This is a genomic window from Aeromonas sp. TECH754, assembly GCF_056279295.1.
This window is the reverse complement of the sequence record NZ_JBWBRA010000001.1, coordinates 581,745-600,698: the sequence shown is the minus strand read 5'-3', so window position 1 is coordinate 600,698 and position 18,954 is coordinate 581,745. Positions and strand designations below refer to the sequence as shown.

General features: G+C 55.8%; 16 protein-coding genes. 8 read left to right on the top strand and 8 right to left on the bottom strand.

All coding sequences use genetic code 11. The features are described from left to right. Positions 1-6: 6 nt before the first annotated feature. Together ACZ9IL_RS02655 and ACZ9IL_RS02650 are read left to right on the top strand one after the other, a co-directional pair. Positions 7-369, top strand: a complete 363-nt coding sequence (locus ACZ9IL_RS02655; RefSeq protein ID WP_476002102.1) for a copper-binding protein — start codon at positions 7-9, stop codon at positions 367-369. A gap of 469 nt (positions 370-838) precedes the next feature. Further along, positions 839-1,465, top strand: a complete 627-nt coding sequence (locus tag ACZ9IL_RS02650; protein WP_476002101.1) for a heme-binding beta-barrel domain-containing protein — start codon at positions 839-841, stop codon at positions 1,463-1,465. A gap of 73 nt (positions 1,466-1,538) precedes the next feature. Here the strand turns inward: ACZ9IL_RS02650 and ACZ9IL_RS02645 are convergent, their stop codons facing one another. From ACZ9IL_RS02645 to ACZ9IL_RS02625, 5 genes are all read right to left on the bottom strand, one after another. Next, on the bottom strand, positions 1,539-1,991 hold the full coding sequence (locus ACZ9IL_RS02645; protein WP_476002100.1) for a DUF6979 family protein: 453 nt from the start codon (positions 1,989-1,991) through the stop codon (positions 1,539-1,541). Positions 1,992-2,315: 324 nt separating this feature from the next. After that, a complete protein-coding gene (locus tag ACZ9IL_RS02640) occupies positions 2,316-4,010 on the bottom strand; it encodes a pyridoxal phosphate-dependent decarboxylase family protein (protein ID WP_476002099.1) in 1,695 nt (564 codons plus the stop codon). A 189-nt stretch (positions 4,011-4,199) separates the two neighbouring features. After that, complete coding sequence (locus tag ACZ9IL_RS02635) at positions 4,200-5,216, bottom strand: lipoate--protein ligase A (protein WP_476002098.1); 1,017 nt, start codon at positions 5,214-5,216, stop codon at positions 4,200-4,202. A 95-nt stretch (positions 5,217-5,311) separates the two neighbouring features. Further along, entirely contained in the window at positions 5,312-5,740 is a 429-nt protein-coding gene (locus tag ACZ9IL_RS02630) for a DUF6691 family protein (RefSeq protein WP_476002097.1), read from the bottom strand. Positions 5,741-5,751: 11 nt separating this feature from the next. Then, the gene (locus tag ACZ9IL_RS02625; protein ID WP_476002096.1) at positions 5,752-6,165 is read right to left on the bottom strand and encodes a YeeE/YedE family protein; all 414 of its coding nucleotides are present in this window, start codon (positions 6,163-6,165) and stop codon (positions 5,752-5,754) included. Positions 6,166-6,682: 517 nt separating this feature from the next. Here ACZ9IL_RS02625 and ACZ9IL_RS02620 point away from each other — a divergent pair. Both ACZ9IL_RS02620 and ACZ9IL_RS02615 read left to right on the top strand, forming a co-directional pair. Beyond that, positions 6,683-7,063, top strand: coding sequence for a hypothetical protein (locus tag ACZ9IL_RS02620; protein ID WP_476002095.1), 381 nt, complete (start codon positions 6,683-6,685; stop codon positions 7,061-7,063). Positions 7,064-7,261: 198 nt separating this feature from the next. Beyond that, a complete protein-coding gene (locus ACZ9IL_RS02615) occupies positions 7,262-7,990 on the top strand; it encodes an MgtC/SapB family protein (RefSeq protein ID WP_476002094.1) in 729 nt (242 codons plus the stop codon). A gap of 332 nt (positions 7,991-8,322) precedes the next feature. On the opposite strand, the gene ACZ9IL_RS02610 is transcribed toward ACZ9IL_RS02615, so the two are convergent. The 3 genes from ACZ9IL_RS02610 to ACZ9IL_RS02600 form a co-directional block, all read right to left on the bottom strand. Further along, entirely contained in the window at positions 8,323-9,561 is a 1,239-nt protein-coding gene (locus ACZ9IL_RS02610) for a glycoside hydrolase family 28 protein (protein ID WP_476002093.1), read from the bottom strand. Positions 9,562-9,803: 242 nt separating this feature from the next. Then, entirely contained in the window at positions 9,804-11,108 is a 1,305-nt protein-coding gene (locus ACZ9IL_RS02605; RefSeq protein WP_476002092.1) for a glycoside hydrolase family 28 protein, read from the bottom strand. 27 nt (positions 11,109-11,135) lie between these two features. Continuing rightward, complete coding sequence (locus ACZ9IL_RS02600; RefSeq protein ID WP_476002091.1) at positions 11,136-12,554, bottom strand: MFS transporter; 1,419 nt, start codon at positions 12,552-12,554, stop codon at positions 11,136-11,138. Between the two features lie 697 nt (positions 12,555-13,251). Here ACZ9IL_RS02600 and uxaC point away from each other — a divergent pair. From uxaC to ACZ9IL_RS02580, 4 genes are all read left to right on the top strand, one after another. Continuing rightward, positions 13,252-14,664 (top strand): glucuronate isomerase, encoded by a 1,413-nt coding sequence (gene uxaC / locus ACZ9IL_RS02595; RefSeq protein WP_476002090.1) that lies wholly within the window; start codon positions 13,252-13,254, stop codon positions 14,662-14,664. Positions 14,665-14,706: 42 nt separating this feature from the next. Then, positions 14,707-16,170 (top strand): tagaturonate reductase, encoded by a 1,464-nt coding sequence (locus ACZ9IL_RS02590; protein ID WP_476002089.1) that lies wholly within the window; start codon positions 14,707-14,709, stop codon positions 16,168-16,170. Positions 16,171-16,179: 9 nt separating this feature from the next. Beyond that, positions 16,180-17,667: a UxaA family hydrolase gene (locus ACZ9IL_RS02585; protein ID WP_476002088.1), complete on the top strand. Its 1,488-nt coding sequence runs from the start codon at positions 16,180-16,182 to the stop codon at positions 17,665-17,667. Positions 17,668-18,211: 544 nt separating this feature from the next. Beyond that, the gene (locus tag ACZ9IL_RS02580; protein ID WP_476002087.1) at positions 18,212-18,919 is read left to right on the top strand and encodes an oligogalacturonate-specific porin KdgM family protein; all 708 of its coding nucleotides are present in this window, start codon (positions 18,212-18,214) and stop codon (positions 18,917-18,919) included. Positions 18,920-18,954 lie beyond the last annotated feature (35 nt).

Here is an 18,954-nt window from a genome sequence, read left to right as displayed (position 1 = left end):
AACATCATGAACTACAAGACGTTGACACTGACCCTGCTGCTCGGCCTCGCTACCCACACCGGCGTACAGGCCGAAGAGATGATGAGCCACCAGGGACACGACATGGCCCAGATGGGCGAGATGGATATGACGGGGATGGAGGGCTCGCAGACGATGACCAGGGGAGTCATCACCCGCATCGACGCCGCGAACGGCAAGCTGGGGATCAAGCACGAGGCCATCGCCAACCTCAAGATGCCCCCCATGAACATGGTATTCCTGCTGGCGAGCCCGGCCCTGCTGGAGGGGCTCGAGGTCGGGGATGCGGTCAGCTTCCACGCCGAGAACCCGGCCGGCAAGCTGACCCTGACCCGCTTGCAGAAACACTGAACGGTCAACCATCCAGAGAGGCGGGTCATCCCGCCTCCGTTATCATGATCTCGGCATCATGGTCCACCGCCCGGCAATGACCACGATATATAGACAATGCCTCGTATTCGATCTCACGATGAAATGAAATTGGTATTCCTCTTGCTAGAATGAATCACACCCAGACAGTGTGCTCACATATATAGCACCATTGATTATCACTAACGGCATCACATTGCCAGGCAATATCCATGCTGCATGGGCCAACAATAATCATATTTTGATCCACATCAACCTGTGATTTAATTCAACTCATCAATATTTTGTTTTAAATCAAAGCCTGTTTTTACGCTCCCTTAAAAACATATCCCCTCTCACAAAAATGAACGAGGCTGCATAATCTTCATTGACGAAAAATAACCCCCCTTATAAATTCGACTCGCTTAATGAACGAGCATAAAAATAACTATATATTTCCAATGGGAGTTTTATGAACAAGCATTTAATATCAGCGATGCTACTGGCAAGCTCATCCATGGCTTATGCGCAAACTGACAACATCATCAATGGTCTCGATTTTGGTCCTCTCGCCTCCCTGGCGGGCACCTGGAAGAGCGTTGAAGCTGGCGGCGTCGACGTTGCACCGGGTCAAGAAGGTAGCAAAGCCGGCAAAGGGGGGCCGGCCGTCGAGCCCTATTATGAGGTCATGACCTTTGAACCCGCCGCCGACGCCAAAAATGCCAGCGATCAATATTTGGTAGCCATGTATTACAAGCAGGAAGTGTTTCGAAAGAGAGACAATGGAAAATTCCATGATCAGCGCGGCTATCTGATTTACGATAAAAAGAATCAAGTCGTCTACAACTCATACTGCATCCCCCGGGCCGTCTGCGCCGTCATTGAGGGCAGGGCTGGCAACAAGATCGACTTTAAAACCGGCAAGAGAAGCCTCGCGGAAAGTGACTACATGAGCGCCAATGGCACCACGACAGATCTCGTTATGTCATTGGATTTCTCGGAGAAAGACTTGCTGAAGTACACCCAGACCACCAGTCTGAACATCTACGGCAACCCCTTTTCGCACACGGATAGCGGCGCCCTGTCCCGGGTAAAATAACCCCGAAAAATGAAAAGCCAAGGTACGGTTCACCCTGGCTTTTCATGCCTGAATCATTTTAATGGGATCGTCATCACAGCACATCCAGCTCTAGTCTGGCACCCGCTCCGAGCGGGTCGATACAGAGGATGTTTGAATACCACAGGGTTAATATGACATCCATCTGATTATTATGTCGCAATGGCTTCAACACCTTGCAGTCTCTTATTACCTCCAGCCATAACGCATCCGGATCAATCGGTTTAGACATATCTTTTTTGGACAGCAAACTCAGCGCGCTGATCACATAGTTTTTAGTTTTTTCCGCCGAAGGGTAACAAATGGGTAGCACACAGCCGATCACTCCCAAACTGCAGAGCGTCAGAAAGGTGACCTTGGGATTATTCTTGAACTTCTTCACTGTCGAGCATTCACCGAAGGCTTCAAGTATGGCGATATCCCATGCGGTGACATGATCATGATTATATTGCACCATAAGATGAACCGCTCTTAACGCCGCACCACCATACTTTCCATAGATAATCATCAGCACCTCTCATTTCGCCTATCATAAAAGACAGCCTCATGGTTGCGATCATTTAATTATCTATTGTGACCATCGCCTTTTTCTATTGCAGGCTGAGACAGCTGCAATAAAAAACTGCACTTGATCTAAAACAATGATTGGCGGTTTATCATAAAAAATGGTTTGAATCAGGTGATAGAATTTGCTGGTGATGCCGTAGCAATATAGATTTCCCTGATGACGTCAACGAAATATGCCAGGATGATTCATCCCGGCATATTGGTGACGAGAGCCGCCTCTCACTCGGCTCCTTTGCCGGGTGAGAGGCGGCGGGCAAGCCGACGATCAACCGCGAATGTGGGCGATGAAGGCGTCGATCTGCTCGCGGCCACAGGCCGGGTTCATGAACACCGCCTTCTCCCCGGCGATGTAGGAGTACTTGCCGCGCTCGTCGTACTCCGAGTGCGCCACCGCCTCCACCCAGTTGGTGAAGAGCCCGACCTTGCCGCGATGCTTGAACAGGCTGCGGTGATAGTCGGTGTTGCGTTGCAGCCGCGCCTTGTAGGCCGCATCGCCGGTGCGGGCCAGCTCGAAGGCAAACTCGGCCTCCGGATCCTGCACCCACTCGGGGTTGTAGATCTTGAAACCCACACTCGGCCCCTGGTTCTCCTGGGCCACCAGCTTGACGTTGCCGAGCTGGCTCAGTTGATAACGGAAGTAGTTGGCATTTTGCAGGCAGTGCGCCAGCACGGTGCGATAGCCCTCCACCCCCATGTAATTGAGCGCCGCATAGGCACCGAACAGCCCGCTTGCCCCGCGGGAACACTCGATGGTGGACTGCAGGTGCGTCTGACCCTGAATGTCCCGCTCGAAGTAGGAGAAGTTCTCGGGATCGTTCTCCATCGCCTTGAGGTCATCCTGCTCCTTGATCATCACCAGGCTGGAGGTGTAAGGCACATAGCCCCACTTCTGGAAATCGACGGTGAAGGAGTCGGCGTATTTCAGCTCGGCGAAGCGCGCCACGTTGCGCTCTATCCCCGCCAGGGTGGCGGCGTTGATGGCGAGCGGGTTGGCGGCAAAGTCGTAATCCAGGAAGAAGATCATCGACCAGCCGATGGCGGCATCCACGTGGATGTGGGGCTTGACCGCCACCTCGAACCGCTCGCACAACCGATCCCGCAGCTTCACCACAGGTTTCACCTGATCCACCCCGAAGGTGTCGGTGGTGCCCATGGTCAGCATGATGGTGGGCACCACGTGCTTCAAGGCGAAGCAGGCGGTCAGGGTGCGCTCGAGATCCAGCAGATCGATGTCGTTGTTCTCCCCGACCTGGATGCGGATGGTCTTGTGCTCGATGTCCACCCCGAGCAGGGAGAGGTTGGTGATGTTGGAGTAGTGGCCGCCCTGGGAGTTGATGATGCGGTAGTCCTGATAGTGCCCGAGCCCCTTGTGCTTGGCTTCCGGCAGGCTCTTGCGGATGCCGAGCAGGTAGCCATAGAGGTTACAGAAGGTCCCGCCCTGGGTGAAGATGCCGGTGGCGCGGGCCGGATCAAACCCCGCCAGCAGGGCAATCTGGCGCACCACCTTCTTCTCCAGCTCCTCGGCCACCCCGGCGTACTCGGAGTAGACCAGGTTGGGGTTCGCGAGTATGCCCATCTGGGCGCCGTAGATGGCGGGATCCGCCGACATGGTGATGACGTTCTCGACGCTGGCGGGGTTCTCCCAGTCTTTGGACAGAGCCCCGGCGAACAGCAACTCCGTCATTGGCTCGCCCGGCGCACGCATGGCTTGCGGTACCGGCATGGTCTCGCAGAGATCCGCGAGACGGGCACGGCCGTCCGGCCAGGCGTTCAGCCGTGCATCCGGCGCCAGGCCACGGGCACGAAATTCGTTGAGGGTGGCGAAGCCGGGTTCGCGAAACACCGGCCATAGCTCGGGGTTGCGGGAGAAATAGTGGGCCTTGACGGTGGCGAAGCGGGCGGCGAATGCGGGGGAGACGGCATTGACGCCGTCATCTTTCAGATAAACCAAGTCACTCATTTTATTACCATTTAGTACTACAGAGGTGACCTGTTTATACCGCTGAGGCTGCATTTGAGACAGCGACAATATCTAATGGCCTGCCCTACTTTTTATCATGCCCCAGACGTAGCAAGGGTTGGGGAGGGGCGACCCCGGACGGTCTCATGCCGTTTCGTGATCCGGGTCAAGCCCTCCCATCATCACATCTCAGCGCAGGGCCGCTACCAACCAGTCGCTGAGCTCAGTCAACTCGGTGCTCTGGGCCGGAAAATTCCCCATCAGTTGTTGCAGCAACGCCACGATCGCCTCGGGTCTATAGGCCGTGCCCGGCAGCCGCTCGGCCAGCGCATCCAGCGGTGCCGGATCCAGGCTGTCGCTGAAGATCTGCACCCGGCCGATGAGCCCCTTCTCCACATCGAAGTGCAACTCGACCCCGCCCCAGCCGAAGCGCTCGTCCAGTTGATGGCTGAACGCCGGCGCATGGCCGAAGTTCCACTCCCAGCTGCGCTGGTGGGCGAAGGTCTCGGCGAACCCCGGCAAGTCCGGCAGCTGCTCGGGGGAGATATGCTCGGCCTGGGCTCGCTCCCCATGATGGGCGAAGAAGGCATCGCTGAGCGCGGTGACGACCCACTCATGGCTGATCCCCGGCAGCAATTCGCTTAAGTTCGCGACCCGGCTGCGCACCGAGGTGATGCCCTTGGCCGCCAGCTTCTTGGGATCCGGGTTGAGGTAGTTCGCGAGGCGACTCAAGTCGGCATCGAGCAGCAGGGTGCCGTGATGAAAACCGCGATCATGGGTCTCCCGGTAGGCCGAGCCCGACACCTTGCGATCCCCGTCAGGGGTCGCCACCAGCAGATCGTTGCGACCGGAGGCGAAGGCCTCCACCCCCAGCCGCGTCAGGGCATCCAGCACGATGGCGGTGGAGAGGCTCTTGTCATAGCCGGGCTTGCCCGCCATGAAGGTGAAGCAGCTGTTGCCGAGATCGTGGAACACGGCCCCACCGCCGCTGCTGCGCCGGGCCAGGGTCACCCCATCCTCTGCCATGCGGCGGGTGTTGCACTCCTTCCAGGGGTTCTGGGCCCGGCCGATCACCACGGTATTGGCGTTGCGCCACAGGAACAGCACCCGCTGGGCGGGATCCATCTGGCGGAAGATGCACTCCTCCACCGCCAGATTGAACAGGGGATCGTGAGAATCAGAGATGAGCAGGCGCAGAGGGTGCATGGGCAAGCCTTGTCGAGTCGATGGGGCCCCGATAATACCACCTTGGGTCGCAATGCGGGGCCTTCTTGCCATCGGCAGGCATGGGCTACGAGGGGTCAGGAACGACGCTGCCACCAGGGCCAGAGCCTGTCTACCAGCAGGACACCTGCCACCATGGCGGCCACGAACAGCCAGATCATGGGCTGGCCACCGGTGAGGAGGCTCAGGGACGGGCCCGGGCAAATCCCGGCCAACCCCCAACCTATCCCGAACAACGCCGATCCGGCCAGCAAGCGGCCATCCAGCCGTTGGGATGGAGACGGTGAACAGGCTTCCCCCAGCAGACTCTGGCTGCGGGCTTTCACCAGCCAGAAATAACCCGGCATAAACACCAGCAAGGCGCCCCCCATCACGAACGCCAGGCTGGGATCCCAGGCCCCGGCCACATCGAGAAAGCCCAGCACCCGCGCCGGATCCACCATGCCGGAGATCGCGAGGCCGAGCCCGAACAGCAGGCCGGACAACAGGCTGATCAGCAGTGTCATCTCAGTTCTCCTCACAACAGATGGCAGCTGACAAACACGGTCATGATGCCGGTTGCCATGAAGACGAGGGTGGCAACGAGGGAGCGGCGCGACAACCGCCCCACCCCGCAGATGCCGTGGCCGCTGGTGCAGCCATTGCCAAGGCGGGTACCGATACCGACCAGCAGCCCCGCCAAGATAACCCAGGGCCAGGCGGGCAGAACCGCCAGGGTGGGCAGGCTCACCCAGCCGAGGCCAAAGGCCAGCCCGCCTCCCCCGACCAGACCCAGCAGGAAGAGCCAACGCCAGGCCTCCCGGTGTTGCAGGGCACCGCCCAGAATGCCACTGATGCCAGCGACCCGGCCATTGAACAGCATCAACATCAGCGCCGACACTCCGATCAGCATGCCGCCACCCAGGGCGTGCAACCATTGGATCTCTAACATCAGGGCTCCTCGTATCGGGATCATCGAAAGGCCACAGCCGATCGCCATGGACTGGCTGCCGGGTCCGGTATCAGCGAGTTTCAGAATAAATTAGCAGTTACTGATGTTGGGTCATTCTACTGTCGGGCAAAACATTAGCAATAACTAATTCAAAGGCGTTCCAGGGACGACAAACACCCTGCCAATAAGCGCATGGCTGACTGGCAAACGTGTATCCAGATGTTACAGAAAGAGGACAAGGCTTTACCTGCGGGCGGTGGATCGTTACCATTTGGCCGTTCATCAACAGCGGAGACCATCAGTGGGCAACTCATCAAGTGACAGTAGCAGGCCGACCTTGTTCGTCGGCACCCCGGTCGCGAGATAGCCGCAGCACTTGTTCTGCCGTGCTCTCGCCACCCTGCGAGAAGCGAGCACTTCCTCCCTTTCTCTTTTTTACACTTGACGTCAAGTGACCCGGGTTCAGGCCTGCGGACACCTTGCCTGCATAGTTTCTGCTTCCCACAAGGAGGCTGCTATGCGCTTTGTTTCAACACAATCCGTTTCACCACAATCCGGCACTCATTCCCTGCTGAGCAGGCTGGGCCTTGGTTCATTGCCACGCTGGCTGCGCACCAGGCAACGGCGCCATCACTACCGTTTGCAGATCCGCTGCCAGGATCGCGCCGAGCTGGAGCAGGTGCTGGAGATGGTGGCCCATACCCTGCAACCCGCAGGACTGAGCCCCTTGCAATCCCTGAGGCCGGGGCGCCACGGTGGGCGGGAGCTGATACTCAACCTGTACTGCACCCCGCCCCAGCGCCGCTATCTGGTGCAGTTCGTGCATCAAGTCGGGGTCGCTCACCCGGTACGCTGGGAGCTGCGCCCGCGGCGCGATGGGGAGTCGGCGCTCAATTAAATCAAGGGGCCAACCAGGTTGGCCCCGCTCAATCTGACCCTTTCACTCACTCGTCCCGGAGCCTGAGTGCAAGGCGTGACATGCATCCATAGTTATTTCCAGCGATGGCTTTCACCCGCGTGTCCTTCATCAACGCATCCGACAGGATGCATCATATTCAGTCCCCGAAGGCCATCACTCATCCAGAAGGAGTACGCCATGAGAATGTGGCAACAGATAGACATTATTTCCCTGCTCGACACCCTGGCCAGCCTGCTGCTGGCCTTCGTGCTGGGCAGCCTGGTCGGACTGGAGCGCCAGTATCGCCAGCGTACCGCAGGCCTTCGCACCAACGTGCTGGTTGCCGTGGGGGCGGCGCTGTTCGTCAACCTGGCCCAGCGCATCTATGACCTGCACGGCGGCAGCTATGGCGTAGTCCATGTGATCGCCTACATCGTCTCCGGCATCGGCTTCCTCGGCGCTGGCGTCATCATGCGCGAATCCGGCAACATTCGCGGCATCAACACCGCCGCCACCCTCTGGGGTGTCGCCGCCGTGGGCGCCGCCAGCGGGGCCGGACTCGCCATGGAGGCCATCCTCGGTGCCCTGTTCGTGCTGGCCGCCAACACCCTGCTGCGCCCCCTGGTCAATCAGATCAACCGCCACCCGGTGGACAATACCGATACCGAGGTGACCTACCGCGTCACGGCCCTCATCCGCCGTACCCATCAGAAGGAAGTGCTGCCCTGGCTCGAGCAGATGCTGGAGCAGGCCAACTACCCCCTGAGCGAGTTGGATATCGAGCCGTTCGGAGAACATGATCTGGAGATCTCGGCGGTGTTGCTCGCCACCTCCATCGATGGCGAGGAGCTGGATGCCCTGATGAAGACGCTCGGGGAACACCCCCGTATCAAACAAATCTTCTGGCGCACCAGCACCACGGATTGAGGCGACACCTGCGTGTGCCTGTACGCGCAAGCCGCAAATCCCGCCACGGCTGGCGGGGTTTGCTGCGTGTCAAATGATCAACGATTGACGCTCACAGCCTCCACCAACCCTGGCCGAGAGATCTGCATCTGAGCAGGTATTGGGATAATCGATTGTCCATGCGATCAGAGCAAACATGACCTGGTCATCGACTCACGGCTGGCGGGCTGGCGGGCTGGCGGGCTGGCGGGCTGGCGGGAGCAGGCAACAGGGTGCCTCTACGGACAACTCACCTCGTTGTAAACCACAGAAAATGCGCTTTTTCAGCGGTGCTTTTATCAGTTCGATCCATATCAATGATCGCCGTGTTCCTCATTATATTTTTTTATCTCTTTATTCTTGAACATGTAATCCCTGATATGCAGATTAGAAACATTTGAGGTATACATGCCAACCAACTCACCTTTAAATAGCCCCGCATGTTCCTCGCCCATACTTGGTCGCCGGTCATAATAATGCTCGGTCCATCTACTCTTAATTTTTATTTCATGGTGAATTTGATTGAAATAGATTTCGCTTATTTTACCCTCGTCACCAGAAACAAATATGGCGTTTTCCGAGTTACATATTATGTTGGAAAACATGATTTTTTCAATCGTACCAACCTCGATATTATCATTTCTAGGGTAAGCCGTTATCGCAATAGGTTCTCCTTTCCCCCACCACTTGTCATGAAACCGCCGGGTATTGATGACTATGTTTGAAAAAATGATATTGCTGACATTTCCAGAATCTCTTAACTGAATAGAAAGCCCTCTGTTGGAATCAGAGATGACACAATTGCTGACGGAAATGTTATGGAAATCACCGTGTGATTCCGTTCCTATTTTGAAACCGGCGGAGGTGGAAATGAGTACGCAATCACTCACCACAACATTATGGGTACCACCATAGTGCTTGTTGTAATGAGTATTTTTGATAACAATGCAATCGTCACCACTCTCGATATGACAGCCCTTGATGATGACATTTTTGCAATGATCAGGATCTATCCCATCGGCATTCGGCATTTTCAAATCCTGCAATATTTTTATATCACGAATGTAAACGCCATCACAGCCTGCCGGGTGAATGGTCCAGTAGGCGCAATTGTAGATTGTGATATCTGAGATGACCAGATTGCTGCAATGTTCGATATATATCAGGGTAACTCGTGGCTCTCCTTTTAGAGCATAAATATACTGCAAGTCTTCGATAATAAAACTGGTACCATTGCCATTTATCTTGCCATATCCAGTAATCTGAATGTTGTTTTGATCCTTGGCATATATCAAGGCCTTGAACACTCCAGTGCCAGGCGCATTTAATGTTGGATAGTTATCATATCCCTCAACACCTTTTATTTCTGCGCCCGCCTCTATATGTAATTCTACATTTTCTTTCAAATAGAGTGTCGAGGTCAAAATTGTCATCCCGGTTTCGATGACAACCCGACCACCACCGCTGCCATGACAATCATCAATAGCCCGCTGCAAGAGCACAGTTTCTGCTATCGTGCCATCACCAACAATTCCATAATCAACAAGTTTCATCTCTTCACCTAACTTATAAATTAATTGAAATGCAATATATAGACATCTTTGCTCTGGCTATTGGCAATAAAATCACTCGGTGGTTAGTCAGTGCACCGATGGTGAGTGAACACAATGCTCTCGGTTAAAGAGTGATTTAAATTAATAATGAAAAATTTGTGCATGATAGCAATACAATAAAGACACCGGTTCGAGACCGGTGTCTTGTGCTAACCAGAACGCTGCAAGGTACTTAAAGGCGACTAGCGGTTGTCAAATGTATCATTGGTCGCATCATTCTCACCAGCAATGGAAACAATGACTTCATTAAAACTCAGACCATTGACAGCGATGATGCGTCCGAACTCTTTGGCCTCAATACGACACTGGCTGAACCGGATGTCCTCCATCGGCTTCTCGGCGAAGGCGACCAGATCGAAGGCTCTGGCCGGTAGCGCATAATCAACATCCAGGGTCGCCTTGACATTGGCGATGCTGATATTGCGCACTTTGGTCATCTGCTGGTCTTCGGGTATTTGTCTGGCCACGGCCTGCCACATTTCAGGCAGCTCATCAATATTATCGAACAGTTTTCTATTGTAAGAATTATGCCAGTCCATGATCCATGAGAACGGGAATTGTACATTCCGCATATGCAGATTTTCTACGATGACATCTTCAATAAAGCCGCCACGTTCTTTGGAGGACTTCATACGTAGACCACAATCTGAATTCTCATATTCGATGTCATGAACATGAACGCCTCTGATGCCACCGCTGACTTCGCTGCCCAACGTGACCCCATAACCGGATTTGATTTTGCAGTTATCTATCTCGATGTTTTCCGCGATTTTTCCCACCCGCAAGCCATCGCCATCACGACCAGACTTGATGACGATACAGTCATCACCGCAAGATATTTCGCACTCGGTGACACGCACATTGGTGGATGAGTCGATGTCGATACCATCGGTACTTGGGCCATGGTTATCACTGATCTTTACATTACGAACCAAGACGTTGTTCGCATAAGTGATCTGCAAATTCCAAAAACCGGCGCGCAGGAAGGTAACATCAGATACCTTGATATTTTCGGCCTCATAGACCAAGCAAGCTCTCGGACGCTTGACCAGATAATCGGCAATCCAACGCAGACCTTTCTTGTCATAGTCGACTCGCAGACCACCATTCATATCGGTGCCACAATAGAGTTCCCACCAGTGGCGCCCTTGCCCATCAATAATGCCATTGCCGGAAATTTCTACATTATTTACAGCGATAGCATTCAATAGTGCTGCCGGCCAAAGCATCTCAACACCGGCAACCCTTGTATGAATTTCTGGATAATCGGCGATGTCTTTAGATCCCAGCAGAGTGGCCCCTTCCTCAAACCTTACATTGCTGCCCTCTTTCAGGAAGAGCGAGCCGACCAAGTAGGTTCCTTGTGAGATAACCACGGGAATGCCTTTCTCCGCTGCCTGATCTATGGCTTGCTGAATGGCATGGGTATCTTTTTCGACTCCGTTTCCGATTGCACCAAAGTCTTTGATATCGAGTTGTGTTGTCATTTCATAAAACCTTTCATTTAAATCAGATTAAATGCCATTGATTTTATTCAGTGCTTTTTCCATTTCCAGAGTCTTGGCTTTGTTCAATGGATAGAAGTAAATCAATACAATTGCTGAGGCAAACAAGCAAAATGCCGGGATAAGATTTGCCATGGTATAAATATGCTCTTGCACGACAAGGCTCTGCTCCGAACCACCGGTTGATGATGATTGATAACCAATTAATGCCAACATGAACCCACCAATCCCGCCTGCACATGCCTGGCCAATTTTTCTAGCAAAGAAGTTCACACCATATACGGTTCCATCTTCACGATCACCAGTGACATACTGGTGATAATCACAGACATCCGTCATAAATGCCCAGATCATGAGATTGAACAAACCAGCACCCAGAGTAGCCAGGAACAGGAAGACCAAATAAACTCTCGCATCTGTTATTTGACAGAAAAACATAACCAAATACATGACGACGGAGAATAGCAACGCACAAATACTCGCCTCTTTCTTGCCAAATCGCTTCGTCAAATAGGAGGCGGAAGGTGCCAATAAAACGAGTGAACCAAAGGTAAACAGCAATGCGATGGACATAGCCTGCTTGTCATGGAAGTAATCATTGAACAGGTATGTCATGTTTGTACCGGACAGACCCTGATTGATTACAATAAGCAAGTCAACAACAACCAGAACAATCAAAGCCTTATTTTTGAGCATACCTTTAAGTAACTGAGCAACCGGGACGTTTTCTTTCTTTTCAACACGAACCCGTTCAGTGGTCAATTTGCAGGTCAGCGTCAGGAAAATAAAGGCAAGAATTGAGCAGCCAACCGAGATCCAAAGGAAGCGCTCACCAGAGATAACCTGGCTGCCATCGGCGAGGGTTGCGTACATCAGAATTGGAATAAAGAAACCAGTCGTACCACCACCAATCGCAGATCCCACACTTCTATAGGTAGAGAGAGATACGCGGTCATTTGTATTGGAACTGATAGCGGCCGCCATAGCACCATAAGGAATGTTGACTGTCGACAGGATGGCGCCGTAGGCAAAGTATGAGATGCAGATGTAGGCAATTTTTCCCGCATAGGAGAGTTCTTGCGCGAATGGCAGGAACAAGACCACGGCAATGGCGCAGAAAGGATATTTCATGCGCCGGATCCATGGATTAAACCGACCCGTTTCGGTCAGTTTCGAGGTATCGCACATGCGGCCGACACCAACGTCCACAAAAGCATCAAACAGCTTTGTACCAAAATACAGCGAACCGACCACGATGCCAGAGACGCCGAGTACGTTGGTGTAATAAATCATTAAAAAGCTATTAACCAAGCCCAAGATAAAACATGACCCCAAGTCACCGCACATATAGCCAATTTTATCTCGAATACCAAATGGCCTTATCTGCGTTGCTTTGACCTTCTCATCAACCAATGCTTCAGAAATCATCTTGCCAGCTCTCCTGTCATTTTTTCACGTTTAGGGTGTGGAAGACCCAAGTGTCGGTGTAACTAGTTGGACCCATTTCAATCCAAAACCACGCTGGTCCAACACATTTGATGGCGAGAGGCTAATTGGTATGACATAAGAATTTATTGCTGAGTATCACATAACGAAAAAGTGAGATTTTTTGAGTCAAAATACGTGATGAACATCACCTTGTCGCTATTGACCAGACCATCAAAATCATCAAAAAGAGATCACTTGGTTTACAAGACAGCTCATGAAATACATTCGCGCAGCGGATCTGTGTAGAAGGCCTTGTACCGGATGCAGCACTCTTCAGGAGAGCCACTGCCATGTGGTGGCAACGGTGACAACTGGGGTTCTGATGAAGGACTGGATGATCGAAAAATCCACCTGCCCCGCACTTTATAAGGGCTGTAGAGGCTAACGAGCACTTTTACAGGTCTATAGCCCGGGGATGGCCGAACACAGACATTCAGCCCCCACGATGAGAACAACTCGGTGAGTCAACGATGAAGGGAGGTCCCTAAGGCTCTCCCATCGCGATTGGCAGGATGGTGGGCTTTTTGTGACCCGGTCGGTATTTTTGAAATGAGATGCCTAGACAATGGTGTCAGTCAAAAGGGATGATTGGTCCAACAACTACCGTATCCAACGTCTCTTGCACGGAGCGAGCTGAATGAACGCCTTCATGACCGACGATTTTCTGCTGGACACCGAGTTTGCACGCCAGCTGTACCATGGCTTTGCCGCCCAGCAACCCATCTTCGATTATCACTGTCACCTGCCGCCCGCCCTGATCGCCGAGGATCACAGGTTCGCCAACCTGTATGAGATTTGGCTGAAGGGCGACCACTACAAGTGGCGGGCCATGCGATCCAACGGGGTGGACGAGCACTTCTGCACCGGCGATGCCGACGACTACGCCAAGTTCGAAGCCTGGGCACGCACAGTGCCGGAGACGATCGGAAACCCGCTCTACCACTGGACACACCTGGAGCTTCGCCGCCCCTTCGGCCTGGAGGGGCTCCTGCTCGGTCCGGACACGGCACGCCAGGTATGGGATACCTGCAATGACCAGCTGGCCCGCCCCGACTTCTCGGCGCGCGGCATCATGAGACAGATGAACGTGAAGATGGTGGGGACGACCGATGATCCGGTGGACGACCTGCGCCATCATGCCGTCCTGGCCGCCGATCCCTCGTTCGCTACCAGGGTGCTGCCGAGCTGGCGCCCGGACAAGGCCTTCAACATCGAGCTGGCGGGCTTCGCCGACTATATGCAGCAACTTGGCCAGGTCTGCGACCTCGAGATCCACTCCTTCGCCGCTCTGACCCAGGCCCTGAGCCTGCGCCTCGACCACTTTGCCGCCCACGGTTGCAAGATTGCCGACCACGCCCTCGATGAGGTGCTCTACGGCGAGGCCGACGAGCAACGACTCGATGCCATGCTGCAGCGCCGGCTGGCCGGGCAGACGCTGGCGCAAGACGAGGTGGCGGCGTTCAAGACGGCGGTGCTGCTGTTCCTCGCGGATCAGTACCACGCGCGCGGTTGGGTGCAGCAGTACCATATCGGTGCTTTGCGCAACAACAACAGCCGCCGCCTGCTGACGCTGGGGCCGGACACCGGCTTTGACTCCATCCACGACGCCCCCGTGGCCAAGGCGCTCTCCCGCCTGCTGGATGCTCAGGACCGCCAGTCGCGCCTGCCCAAGACCATCCTCTACTGTCTCAATCCCCGCGACAACGAGGTGCTCGGCACCATGATCGGCAACTTCCAGGGGGACGGCATTCCCGGCAAGGTGCAGTTCGGTTCAGGCTGGTGGTTCAACGATCAGAAGGACGGCATGGAGCGCCAGCTGACCCAGCTCGCCCAGCTCGGGCTGCTGAGTCGCTTCGTGGGGATGCTGACCGACAGCCGCAGCTTCCTCTCCTACACCCGTCACGAGTACTTCCGCCGCATCCTCTGCCGCATGCTGGGGCGCTGGGTTACCGATGGCGAGGCACCGGCCGATCTGGCGCTGCTCGGCCGCATGGTCGAGCACATCTGTTTCGACAACGCCAGACGCTACTTCGCCATCGAATTGAACTGATCCCCCGGACCATAGGGGCAAGACGCCCCGTGAGGAATGATTATGCAAGCCTTGAATCGTGACACCTTCGCCGGTGCCCGCTACCCCACCCGCGTCATCCAGTTCGGGGAGGGCAACTTCCTGCGCGCCTTCATCGACTGGCAGCTCGATCTGCTCAACGAACATACCCCACTCGGCGCCGGCGTGATGCTGGTGCGCCCCATCGACAGCGGCACTCCCCCCAGCCTGGCGACCCAGGATGGCCTCTATACCACCCTGATCCGCGGCCTGGACGAGCAGGGCGAACGCGTCAGTCAGCAGCGCCTCATCCGCAGCGTCAACGGCGAGCTCAACTGCTACCGCCAGTTCGACGAGGTACTGGCGCTGGCCCGCAACCCGGATGTGCGCTTCTTCTTCTCCAACACGACCGAGGCCGGCATCAGCTATCACGCCGGCGATCGACTCGAGGATGTGCCCCCCCACAGTTTCCCGGCCAAGCTGACGCGCCTGCTGTTCGAGCGTTTTACCCATTTCGAGGGCGCCGCCGACAAGGGGCTGGTGCTGTTGCCCTGCGAGCTCATCGATTACAACGGCGAGGCCCTGCGCGAGCTGGTGCGGCGCTACGCCACCGAGTGGGCGCTGCCGCCGGCCTTCCACCACTGGTTGTGCGAGCACAATACCTTCTGCTCGACCCTGGTCGATCGCATCGTGACCGGCTTCCCCCGTGACGAGCACACCGAGTTGCAGGCGCACTTCGGCTATCTGGACCAGTTCATGGTGACGGCCGAGCACTTCTACCTGCTGGTGATCCAGGGGCCCCAGTGGCTGGCCGACGAGCTCTGTCTGAACCAGATGCCGGCGGAGCGGGCGCTCAACATCCGCATCGTTTCCGATATCAAGCCCTACAAGGAGCGCAAGGTCGCCATCCTCAACGGCGCCCACACCGCCCTGGTGCCGGTCGCCTTCCTGGCCGGGCTCGACACTGTCGGCGAGGCGATGGATGACGCCGAGATCGGTCGTTTCATCGAACGCCTGATGTTCGACGAGATAGTGCCGACCCTGGATCTGCCGGCGGAGGAGCTGCGCGCCTTCGCCCGCGACGTGCTGGGACGTTTCCGCAACCCCTTCATCAAACACCAGTTGCTCTCGATCGCCCTCAACGGCATGACCAAGTTCCGCACCCGCTTGTTGCCACAGCTGCTGGCCTACCCGGCCGACGGCAAGCCGCTGCCAGCACGGCTGAGCTTCGCCCTGGCGGCGCTGCTCGCCTTCTATCGCGGCCATCGCGACGGTCAGCCCTATCCGCTGCAGGACGATCAGCCCTGGCTCGATGCCTATGCCCGCCTCTGGCCCGCCGTCGAGCGCGGCGAGTTGGCGCAGCGCGCACTGGTGGACCAGGTGCTGGGGGATGCCGCGCACTGGGGCAGCGCCCTGGGCGAGGTGCCGGGGCTGGCCGAGCGAGTGGATCACTGCCTGACGGCCATTCGCCAACGGGGCATGCGCGCCGCGCTCGCCGCCTGCTGCTGAGGATCCACCATGCAAGCTGTTATCCAGATCCATCCGACCGACAACCTGGCGGTGGCCCTGCGCGAGCTGAGCGCCGGCGAGTGCGTCGAGCTCGGCCAGCTGTCGCTTAAGGTGGCGACCCCCATACCGCGCGGCCACAAGCTGGCGCTGCGCGATCTCGCGCTGGGCGAGTCTATCGTCAAGTACGGTCTGCCGATCGGTCATGCCACCGCCCCCATCAGAGCCGGGGAACACATCCACAGTCACAACCTGGCCACCAACCTGAGCGATCTCGACGAGTATCGCTATCAACCGGAGCTGGTCCCGGTCAGCACCCTGCTGCCGGATCGAGCGATCAACGTCTATCGCCGCGCCAACGGTCAGGTCGGGATCCGCAACGAGTTGTGGATCCTGCCGACCGTGGGCTGCGTCAACGCCCAGGCCAGGCAGATGATGCAGCGACTCGAGCGCGAGTGCGATCTCTCGGGGATCGATGGTGTCCACCTGTTCCACCATCAGTACGGCTGCTCCCAGCTCGGCCAGGATCACCTCAACACCCGCACCCTGTTGCAGAACCTGGTGCGCCACCCCAACTGTGGCGGTGTGCTGGTGGTCGGCCTGGGCTGTGAAAACAACCAGATAGCCGCGTTTCAGGAGACACTCGGCGAGGTCGACGAACAACGGGTGTGCTTCATGATCTGCCAGCAGCAGGACGATGAGGTCGAATTTGGCGTTGACCAACTCAAGACGCTGCTCGCGGTGATGGCACAGGACAGGCGCACACCCGGCCACCTCGGGGAGCTCAGGTTCGGGCTCGAGTGTGGCGGTTCGGACGGCTTCTCCGGCATCACCGCCAACCCGTTGCTGGGTGGCTTCTCGGACTACGTGATCCAGCATGGGGGCAGTTCGGTGCTGACCGAGGTGCCCGAGATGTTCGGGGCGGAGCGGATCCTGATGTCCCATTGCCGCGATGAGACGGTGTTCGAGAAGACGGTGCAGATGGTCAACGACTTCAAGCAGTACTTCATCGATCACCAACAGCCCATCTACGAGAACCCCTCCCCCGGCAACAAGGCGGGGGGCATCTCCACCCTCGAGGAGAAGTCCCTCGGCTGCACCCAGAAGGCTGGCCACAGCCAGGTGGTGGACGTGCTGCCCTACGGCGCCCGTCTCGAGCGGCCCGGCCTCAACCTGTTGAGCGCCCCGGGCAACGATGCGGTGGCCACCAGCGCCCTGGCCGGGGCCGGTTGCCACATGGTGCTGTTCAGCACCGGGCGCGGCACCCCCTACGGCGGCCCGGTGCCCACCGTCAAGTTGGCCACCAACAGCGATCTGGCCCGGCGCAAGCCGCACTGGATCGACTTCAACGCCGGTTCGCTCATCGAGGGCGTCCCAATGCAGCAACTGCTCGAACAATTTGTCGATCTCATCGTCGAGATCGCCAACGGCAAGCGCACCTGCAACGAGCGCAACGATTTTCGCGAGCTGGCGATCTTCAAGAGCGGGGTCACGCTCTGAGACGATGCCCCTGATCGCCGGCGCAGAGCACATTCGGCAGGTTCCACCTCCTGTCGTCGGGATAGCCACGACAGGATAGCCAAGGCTCCTCTCCTCCATATAACGAGAAGAGGCTGCTATTTACCTTATATGATCGGTCGGTGTCATGGGGACACCGACCGATATTCACGGGCCTTGATACCATGAATCATATCGACCTAATCGGATTTATTGCGGGTGACTGCACCACCCTCTCATTTATTCCACCGGTGGCTCTGATGTTAACACCAAGCCCACCGAAAACATTTCCCTGTTGATGTCTTCCGTCTTCGTGTCAGGGATGTTTGATGGCTGCTGTATGACCTCCTCTCTGGAGTACTGTCGGTCATCATTCAAAATTTAATTACCTTTGTGCTGACTGGCGCCATTCTCATTATGAAAATAAAAATGATGTCATTGAGAAAAGCAAAGCTAATTGATTAGCTTTCCCAGCCAAATCATTTTTTGTTACCCGGCATATTCATGTCACCTATCGTCATGTCTAACATAACTGGAGATCCATCGAATGCACGTTTCCTTTAAATTGGGATTGATTACCTTGGCGCTGACCTCTGCCTCCGCCCAGGCCCTGACCCTGGACTACCGCCACGAATTCAAAGCCGATTCAGAGAAGCAAGCCAACCGCCTCAAGCTTGGCCACACCACGGAGAGCGGGCTCTTCGTCGGAGTGGAAGGGAAGATGACCGAGGGCGAGAGCGTCCGGGACGATGGCTTCAAGACCGGTAACGGCAACTGGAGTGGCAGTGGCAGCGAATGGGAGATGGGGCAGAACTTTAATGTGACCGACAAACTCATTGTCGCCCCCGCCGTCAATATCGATGTAGGTGATACCTTCGTCGGCTACCGTGTTCAGCTGAAGGGTATTTACAGTATCACCGATAACTGGGTCACCACTTTGCGCTGGCGGGGTGGTATTCAAAAGGATGAAGACAGCAACAATCAAGACAAAAATTATAACCAGATCAACTGGGAGTTTGGTTACAAGAACGAGCGCTTCTCCATCATCGGTGACTATGAATACAAATTCACCAACTATGATGACTACAAGGGAAAAAATAATAACTGGCTGTATAATGTCGTGATCGCGGTACCGGTCAACAAGCAATGGGTACCTTATGGTGAGATCGGTTATGTGCCTCGCTACCACAGCAGCGATGATTCACAAGACGAGATGGAAATGCGTTACCGGATGGGGGTTAAATATAACTTCTAATATTGTTATTGAATGGCTGGCTGTGTTTTCAGCCA